This is a genomic window from Halobiforma nitratireducens JCM 10879, from assembly GCF_000337895.1.
GTDB classification, from domain to species: domain Archaea; phylum Halobacteriota; class Halobacteria; order Halobacteriales; family Natrialbaceae; genus Natronobacterium; species Natronobacterium nitratireducens.
Genome location: NZ_AOMA01000056.1, coordinates 1 through 6,886, shown reverse-complemented (window position 1 = coordinate 6,886; position 6,886 = coordinate 1). Strand labels below are relative to the sequence as shown.

The following is a 6,886-nucleotide window of genomic DNA, read 5'->3' as shown; positions in this document are numbered from 1 at the left end:
AGAGTCGCTTCTCTGGTTGAATCTGGTGCAGTACGCCGATCCCGAGCAGTTCGCGGCGTTCGCCGACGAACTGCTCGAGCGCTGAGCCAAAACAGCCATCACAATGGAGGTGTCAACTGAAGCTACCAGAGGCGAACTCTAGACGACTTTGGGACGGGACCAGCCGATCGTGAGCGTCCGGCAGGTCACGGTTGAGATACTCGACGATCACCTCCTCGACGGACGCGGTATCGATCTCGGCAGGTGAGATGTCGGTAAAGAGCACACAGGGTGTCTGCGGAGCTTCGGACCTGAGTTCTTCGACGACATCGAGTCCGTCCCCGTCCGGGAGTTCGTAAGCCGTCACGACACAGACGACCGGCTCGCTGGCGATACGATCGGCCGCGTCGGTAACCGACGAGGCCTCGATCGCCTCGAGATCGTCGTCCGCACCGAGGGCCGACGCGACGGACGAGACGCGATCCTCGGAGTCGACACAGAGAACTGTTCGGGTCATCCCCGACACATACTGGCACAGCTATCAAAAGTGGTCTGGCCAACAGTGCGATAGCGATCGGCTCGAGTTCGCTGGGCACCCTCTCCCCGACGAGCTCGGTCCACCCTGGGCGAGCCCGAGCTGGCGGGAAAGTGGCTGAAACGCGTGATCTCCAGGGTGAAGAAGGAATTACTCGAGAATACCACGTGGTTTTAGTGATCGGTTCGTAAGGACGCCCGATGGCAACCGAACGGGAATCGGTCGAACGGAGAGGTGGACGGATCGTCGCGTTCGTGCGGCGGTTGGGACCGACCTGGCTCGCGGGGGCGATCGCGGCTGGGCCGGCGACGATGGCGAGTCTGCTAGTCGCGGGCGCGAGCTTCGGGTACGCGTTGCTGTGGGTAGTCGTCCTCTCGGCGGTGCTTGGCACGCTCGGGCAGTACCTCGCGATGCGGCTGGGGCTGCTCACCGAACGGGGCATCGTCGCCGTCGCCGAGGATCACCTCGGCTCGTTCTGGGCGTGGGTACTCGTGATCGACGTCGTGCTCGCGGCGGGGCTCGCCCAGCTGGCGATCATGCTGACGCTTGCGGACGTGAGCGCGACCATCGCGACGAACGCCGGTGTCGGCGTCGCCGTGCTGACGGATGCGCGGTTCTGGGGCGTAAGCTGGGCAGTGATCCTCGCGATCGGGCTCGCAACTGGCGGCTACCGGTTCGCGGAGCTCGGCGCGAAGGTCCTCGTCTCGCTGGTCGTCCTCGCGTTCGTCGCCGCGGCGCTGGTCGTTCCGATCGACCCGGGACAGGCTGTGTCCGGCCTCGCACCAGAGATTCCGGGCGTCGGCGGCGCAGTGGTCGCGGCCGGCGTACTCGGGGGAGCGGTTCACATCACGCTGTTGACCATGCAAAGTTACACGATGCGAGCACGAGGGTGGACCGACGACGACCGGGACATCGCGACGTTCGACGTAGTTAGCTCCATGTTCGTCGCGTTCGGAATCTTCAGCCTCGCGGTCTTTCTCGTCGCGGCGAGCGTCCTTCCGAACGTCGTCACGGACCCGAGCACGATCGACGAGATCCAGGCTGCCGAGGCACTTGGCCCGGTCGCAGGGGAACACGCCATGTGGGTATTCCTGCTCGGTCTGTGGGGAGCGGCGGTCTCGACGCTGGGGGGCAACACGATCGTTCCGCCGTACCTGCTCGCGGACAAACTCGGCTGGGACCAGTCCGTCGACGATCCACGCTACCGGGCGGCACTGGTCGTCGTCGCGCTCGCCTCGGGAGCCGGCGCGTTCCTCGAGGGCGCGTTCCTCCAGCTTCTCGTCCTCGTGTTGGCGTTCGGGCTGGTCGGAACGCCGTTCGCGCTGGCCGTGATCCTCTACCTGCTGAACGACCCCGATGTCGTCCCCGCGACGAAGACCAACTCCCGGCTCGCGAACCTCGGCGGCGTCGTCCTCTTTGCGGTCACGAGCGTGCTGGCAGCCGAGTTCGTCCTCGAGGAACTCGAGGCGGCCGCGGCCGGCGACCCGATGGCGGCATTCGTCGTCGTATTCGCGACGGCGATGGGCGTCGCAGTCGTCGGACTCGTCGGCAAGTACGGCAGGGAAACCTGGAGACGACGCTGAACGGTCACGGACGACCAGCGGCGACGACCAGCGACGAACACGCCGAGCACACCGAGCACACCGAACACGCACAGACCCCGAGAGACGACAACACTCGAGCGGGCCGTTACTCGAGTCGTTTGTGCATCTCGACGTGTGGAATGCCGGCTTCCTCGAACTCCTCGCCGTGTCGATCGTAGCCGAGCAGGTCGTAGAACTCGGCGGCGTGAGTCTGGGAGTGGAGGGTAAGCGTCGCCAGTCCGCGCTCGGCGGCCCGCTCCTCGAGTGTCACCATCAGCTTCCGGCCGATCCCCTCGCCGCGACGCGACTCGCGGACGGCGACGCGTTCGACCTTCCCGATCCCGTCCTCGAGTTCTCGCAACCGGGCCGTGCCAACCGGCTCGCCGTCGTCGTAGGCGACGACGTGAACCGCGTCGGCGTCGTGGCCGTCGTACTCGAGTTCCTCGTCGACGCCTTGCTCTTCGACGAAGACGTGCTGGCGGACCGCAAACGCGTCCTCGCGCTCGTCGCCGTTGTCGCCGTTGTCGCCGTCGTCGTCGCCGGCGACACGGACCTCGAGGCTGTCCTCCGATGACATAACGTGAGCTACGGCCGCCGGCAAGCAAGTGCGTTACGACGCCGGCGGAGCTGCAGCCGGACGAATCGCGGTCGGGACGGCTCGAGAAACCCGAGAACTGAAAGAACGCGTTCACGGGACCGCTCGAGAGCGGCCGCCGTGATAGAAAGTCGGGACGGAGGTTACGAGAGCTGCTCGATGTTGTCGACGACTTCCTCGGCGAACTCGCTGGTGGCGAGCTTCTCGGCGTCGTCGAGCTGGCGCTCGAGGTCGTAGGTGACCTTGCCCGACGAGATCGTCTCTTCGACGGCGTCGCGGACGAGGTCGGCGGCGTCGTCCCAGCCCAGATACTCGAGCATCATGCGGCCCGAGAGGATCATGGCGGTGGGGTTGACCTTGTCCTGGCCCTCGTACTTGGGCGCGGAGCCGTGGACGGGTTCGGCCAGCAGACGACCGTCGCCGAAGTTGGCACCGGGTGCGATGCCGAGGCCTCCGATCTGGGCACCACAGGCGTCGGAGATGTAGTCCCCGTTCAGGTTCATCGTCGCGAGGATGTCGTACTCCTCGGTACGGGTCTGGATCTGCTGGAGCATGTTGTCGGCGATGCGGTCGTTGACGACCACGGCGTCTTCGGGAGCCTCGCCGTCGCGTTCCTCCCAGAGGGTGTCCTCGGTGATGACCTCGTCGCCGTACTCTTCTTCGGCGACCTCGTAGCCCCAGTCACGGAACTGCCCCTCGGTGAACTTCATAATGTTGCCCTTGTGGACCAGCGTGACCGAGTCGCGGTCGTGCTCGAGGGCGTAGTCGATCGCGCGGCGGACCAGTCGCTTCGTGCCGAACTCCGTGATCGGCTTGACGCCGATGCCGACGGGGCCGTCGTGGATGACGTCGTCGAAGCCCATTTCTTCCTCGACGAACTCCTTGACCTGCTGGACCTCGTCGGTGCCTTCTTCCCACTCGATGCCGGCGTAGACGTCCTCTGTGTTCTCACGGAAGGTAACCATGTCCATCTGCTCGGGCTCGGACATGGGCGAGGGGACGCCGTCTAAGTGGTAGGTCGGTCGGACGTTCGCGTAGAGATCGAGCAGTTTGCGAAGACCGACGTTCAGCGAGCGGAAGCCGGCACCGACGGGGGTCGTCAGCGGGCCCTTGATCGCGACGCGGTGTTCTTTGATGGCCTGGACCGTCTCGTCGGGCAGGTTCTCGTCGTACTTCTCGCGAGCGGACTCGCCGGCGTAGACACGCATCCAGTTGATTTCGCGGCCAGTCGCCTCGGCAGCCGCCTGGAGCACCTTCTGAGCCGCGGGACCGACGTCGCTACCGACGCCGTCGCCGTGGATGATCGGGATGATCGGGTTGTCGGGCACCTCGAGTTCGTCGTCGGTACCCTCTTTCAGCGTGATCTTCTCCCCGTCCTCGGGGACGTCGATCTTGTCGTAGCTCATCTCGTCTGTACCGTTCTTCGATGAGGGTAAAAGGTCTACCATTTCCGTTCGACAGCCGTCGTTTCCCGACCGACACGCGAGACGACCGGTTCTGCTTCCCATGCTCCCCAATTCCACATACGACGGGGAGAGCCCGCGAGAAGAGAGAAGCCGAAAACGAACTATAGCAGGCACGTCAGCGCGCACCTGATCGCCCGATTGATCGGCGTCAGTGTCCAAACCGTTGCAGTTCTATAGCCGTCCGTTCGTCGAAATCGCGGTCGACGATTCGTTCGAGACGACACGTCGATGCGCCGCTACGAGCGTTCGTCGTTCGTCTCGAAATCGTCCTCGCGGGAGCGGCCACCCAGCGGTCGGTACCAGCGTCCAGCGAGGATACCCAGCCCCGCGACACCGGTCGCGACGGCGAGAACGGCGACGATCCCTCGCGTCGACCACGTCAACCACGATTCTTCGACCGTCGCCCAGACGACGACGCCGAAGGTAATCGAAACGGTAAGCAGCGCTGTCCCGATGTCGACCGGATCGCGTCTGTCTGCAGCGACGAGTCGGCCGATCGCTACAGCCGCCAACACTGCACAGAAGCCGGCCAGCAACACGGCCGGGGACAGCGTCGCCATCGTCGCCATCGATTCTCGAGCCGCCGTCGTAAGTCTGGGGATTTCGACTCGGCGAAACCCGACGAGACCCGAAGACAGCGACGGGACCGAACGGGCGTCCGATCGAAGCCGTTCCGAACCGATTATCCCGACCGCCCGTCCACGAGGGCGTATGCAGCTACTCGTCCACGGAGGCGCAGGCAGCGATCCCGACGAACCCGAACCCAGACAGGCCGTCCTCGAGGAGGCAGCAGAAACCGGTGCAGTCGAGTCCGACCCCGTCGACGCGGTCGAAGCCGCGGTGAACGTCCTCGAAGGGTCGACGCGGTTCAACGCCGGCGTCGGCGGTGCGGTCCAGAGCGACGGAACGGTCCGGACCGACGCCGGGATTATGACCGACGACCGCGCGGTCGGCGCGGCCTGTTCGATGCCCGGCGTCGAACGCGCCGTCAGCGTCGCTCGGGTCGTCATGGCGGAAACACCTCACGGCTTCGTTTCGGGCGACCACGCCGTCTCGCTGGCCGAGGCCTTCGGCGTCGAGACCGGTGTCGACCTCCGGAGCGAGCGAACGGACGAGAAGTGGGCCGAGGAGGAACTCGCCGACGTCGGCGGCGTCCGCGACCAGCTCGCGGCGATCCGTGACCGCTACGGGCAGTCCGATCCCGACGGCCGCGACGAGCCGGAAGACGAACACGATCACGACACGGTGGGTGCGGTGGCCTTCGACGGCGAGTCGCTGGCGGCGGCGACCTCGACCGGCGGCCGCTGGCTCGCGCTGTCGGGTCGGGTCGGGGACGTTCCGCAGGTCGGCTCCGGCTTCTACTGTTCGCCGGCGGCCGCAGTGAGCGCGACCGGTGCCGGCGNGGTCGGGGACGTTCCGCAGGTCGGCTCCGGCTTCTACTGTTCGCCGGCGGCCGCAGTGAGCGCGACCGGTGCCGGCGAAGACATCGCCCGTGTCACTCTTTCGCGGCGGGCCGCTCGCCACGTCGAGAACGGCCACACGGCCGACGCAGCGGCCGAGCTCGCGATCGAGGAGTTCGCGGAGTTGACCGGTTCGACGGCGGGGCTCATCTGCCTCGACGCACGTGGCAACCTCGGCTCGGCGTTCAACAGTTCGCAGATGCAAACCGCTCACGCGCGCGACTGATACGGGCTCTCAGTAACGGATTGTTGTCGGTACAACGACTGCGAATCGGCCATCGTGTCGGTTCTCGAGTGCCGTCGTTGCTGTCCGCCCCTCGTATTTCGACGATTGACGTGAGGTAGTTTTATTATCGTCGTGTTCGATCCTCGAACCATGCTCGAGCAACCGCATCACGCTGCGCGACAGTGTCCGAGTTGCGACACGACGCTCTCGAACGTCCAGGGCGTCGACGTCTGTCCGAACTGTCGCTGGACCGACGGACAGAATCGCTGAAGCCGGTTTCGGCCGGCCGTGTTCGTCCGGAGACGGAACCTCTTTTTGTCGACCCGCACAACCCCGATACATGGCCGAATCCGAGGACGAGGACCAGGTAGACCTGCAGTCCGAGAAGTACGAAAAACACCGCGAAGCGGGCGAGATTCTCGCACAGGTTCGCGAGGAGACCGCAGACCGCGTCGAGGTCGGTGCGAGCCACCTCGAGGTCGCCGAGTACGCCGAGGACCGCATCCGCGAACTCGGCGGCGAGCCTGCTTTCCCCGTCAACATCTCGATCGATCACGAAGCGGCCCACGCGACGCCGTCGATCGACGACGACACCACCTTCGGCGAGGAGATGGTCAACCTGGACATCGGCGTCCACGTCGACGGCTGGCTCGCCGACACCGCGATCACCGTCGATCTCTCGGGCAACCCCGAACTCGCGGAAGCCTCCGAACAGGCGCTGGAGGCCGCCCTCGAGGTCGTCGAGCCGGGCGTGGATACCGGCGAGATCGGCGCGGAGATCGAAGACGTCATCGACGGCTACGGCTTCAACCCCGTCGTCAACCTCACCGGACACGGACTGGGCCACTGGGAACAGCACACGCAGCCGAACATCCCGAACCGCGCCGTCTCCCGGGGCACGACACTGGACGTCGGCGACGTCGTCGCGATCGAACCGTTCGCCACCGACGGCGGCGGGAAGGTGACCGAAGGTGCCAGCGAGGAGATTTACGCCCTCGAGCGGGAGGGTACTGTCCGCAATCGGCAGGCCCGGGACGCCCTC

The 6,886-nt window shown here is 65.7% G+C and carries 7 protein-coding genes; 3 read left to right on the top strand and 4 right to left on the bottom strand.

The window, feature by feature from the left end; all coding sequences use genetic code 11:
- Positions 1-112: 112 nt before the first annotated feature.
- Positions 113-496 (bottom strand): response regulator, encoded by a 384-nt coding sequence (locus C446_RS04180; protein ID WP_006671817.1) that lies wholly within the window; start codon positions 494-496, stop codon positions 113-115.
- A gap of 218 nt (positions 497-714) precedes the next feature.
- On the opposite strand from C446_RS04180, the gene C446_RS04175 reads away from it, so the two are divergent.
- A complete protein-coding gene (locus tag C446_RS04175; RefSeq protein WP_006671816.1) occupies positions 715-2,097 on the top strand; it encodes an NRAMP family divalent metal transporter in 1,383 nt (460 codons plus the stop codon).
- Positions 2,098-2,203: 106 nt separating this feature from the next.
- Here C446_RS04175 and C446_RS04170 read toward each other — a convergent pair whose 3' ends face one another.
- From C446_RS04170 to C446_RS04160, 3 genes are all read right to left on the bottom strand, one after another.
- Positions 2,204-2,674 (bottom strand): GNAT family N-acetyltransferase, encoded by a 471-nt coding sequence (locus C446_RS04170; RefSeq protein WP_006671815.1) that lies wholly within the window; start codon positions 2,672-2,674, stop codon positions 2,204-2,206.
- Positions 2,675-2,835: 161 nt separating this feature from the next.
- Complete coding sequence (gene icd, locus C446_RS04165; protein WP_006671814.1) at positions 2,836-4,098, bottom strand: isocitrate dehydrogenase (NADP(+)); 1,263 nt, start codon at positions 4,096-4,098, stop codon at positions 2,836-2,838.
- Between the two features lie 296 nt (positions 4,099-4,394).
- Complete coding sequence (locus C446_RS04160) at positions 4,395-4,718, bottom strand: hypothetical protein (RefSeq protein ID WP_083861061.1); 324 nt, start codon at positions 4,716-4,718, stop codon at positions 4,395-4,397.
- 151 nt (positions 4,719-4,869) lie between these two features.
- Here C446_RS04160 and C446_RS04155 point away from each other — a divergent pair, with 151 nt between their 5' ends.
- Positions 4,870-5,844 (top strand): isoaspartyl peptidase/L-asparaginase, encoded by a 975-nt coding sequence (locus tag C446_RS04155; RefSeq protein WP_006671812.1) that lies wholly within the window; start codon positions 4,870-4,872, stop codon positions 5,842-5,844.
- A 340-nt stretch (positions 5,845-6,184) separates the two neighbouring features.
- On the top strand, positions 6,185-6,886 hold a 702-nt coding region (gene map / locus C446_RS04150), incomplete at its 3' end, for a type II methionyl aminopeptidase (protein WP_006671810.1).